The sequence below is a fragment of the Acidisphaera rubrifaciens HS-AP3 genome, assembly GCF_000964365.1.
In the GTDB taxonomy this organism is placed as follows: Bacteria; Pseudomonadota; Alphaproteobacteria; order Acetobacterales; family Acetobacteraceae; genus Acidisphaera; species Acidisphaera rubrifaciens.
The window spans coordinates 1-1280 of sequence record NZ_BANB01001111.1; the positions used below are offsets into that span (position 1 = coordinate 1).

Consider the following 1280-nt stretch of genomic DNA (forward strand, 5'->3'; position numbering starts at 1 on the left):
GGCGCAGGGCACCGCCGCCGCGGGCTCGGCCACGGGCGGCGCCGGGGCGCTGCCGGCCACCGTCGTGCGCACGGTCGGGCGCGAGCAGACCAAGGGCAACGTCTATGTCGCCGGGTCGGCGACCACCACGCTGGCGCCCGGCACGGTCGGCGCGACCGGCGGCGGCCAGCCGCACGCGAACCTGCAGCCCTATGTGGCGGTCGGCTACTGCATCGCGCTGACCGGCATCTTTCCCTCGCGCGGCTGAGCGCAGGAGCGGAGCACCATGACGACGCCCTATCTCGGTGAGATCGACCTTTTCGCGTTCGGCTTCGCGCCGCGCGGCTATGCGCTGTGCAACGGGCAATTGCTGCCGATCGTGCAGAACCAGGCGCTGTTCTCGCTGCTCGGCACGCAGTTCGGCGGCGACGGACAGACCACCTTCGCGCTGCCCGACCTGCGCGGCTGCTGCGTGGTCGGCGCCGACACCGCGCAATACTTCCCGGGGGCGAAGGGCGGCGAGACGGCCCACACGCTCAGCGTGCCGGAGATGCCCGCCCATCAGCACGCCCTCGGCGCCAGCACCGCCGCCGGGGGCACGGATTCACCGGCCGGCGCCGTGCTCGCGCAGGCCAGCGGCGACGACGGCCATGGCGGGCAGACGCCCTATAACATCTATGTCGCCGACACCGCGCCGGGTCAGGTGCTCGCGGCGGCCGCCCTCGCGCAGGCCGGCGCCGGGCAGGCGCATCCGAACATGATGCCGTCCACGACGCTCAGCTACTGCATCGCGCTGCAAGGTGTGTTTCCGTCCCAGAGCTGACCGCGCCGGACGGTCAGTTGAACACCGCCTGATAGGCCTGCATCCCGCGCGCCCGCGCCTCCGGCGCATGGATCGGCATGAGATACAGGGTGAAGCGCCAGCCGTCCGCCGCCGTGAGCGTGTGCAGCCCCTCCGGGATCAGCACGCCGGCCGGCGTCTCGAAGATCAGGATGAAGGGCGACGGCAGATGCGCGGGCCATCCCGGGGCGGCGTTCGTCTCCACCGCGACGAGCCGCGGCGCCGCCGCGTGGCCCTCGATCGCGAGCGTCTGGCCGCGATACGGCAGGAAGCGCGCATAGCGCGGCGCGGCATCGCCTTCCGATGACATCCGTCCCTCCCGTTGCGTTCGACCGCGACGCCGGCATCACGCTCACGACGGCGCGCGGCACGGTGACGCTGCGGCCGGAGACGGCGGCGGATCAAGCCTTCATCTTCGCGCTCGCCGCGCCGGGCCTGCCGCCGGCGGTGGCCGCCGATC

The 1280-nt window shown here is 73.2% G+C and carries 3 protein-coding genes; 2 read left to right on the top strand and 1 reads right to left on the bottom strand.

Going from position 1 to position 1280, the window contains the following annotated elements:
* Both B8460_RS23025 and B8460_RS20280 read left to right on the top strand, forming a co-directional pair.
* Positions 1-247: phage tail protein (locus B8460_RS23025; protein WP_048863438.1), on the top strand; the 247-nt coding region annotated here is incomplete at its 5' end.
* Positions 248-265: 18 nt separating this feature from the next.
* The gene (locus B8460_RS20280) at positions 266-802 is read left to right on the top strand and encodes a phage tail protein (protein ID WP_048863439.1); all 537 of its coding nucleotides are present in this window, start codon (positions 266-268) and stop codon (positions 800-802) included.
* Positions 803-815: 13 nt separating this feature from the next.
* On the opposite strand, the gene B8460_RS20285 is transcribed toward B8460_RS20280, so the two are convergent.
* A complete protein-coding gene (locus B8460_RS20285; protein ID WP_052945326.1) occupies positions 816-1130 on the bottom strand; it encodes a DUF6916 family protein in 315 nt (104 codons plus the stop codon).
* Positions 1131-1280 lie beyond the last annotated feature (150 nt).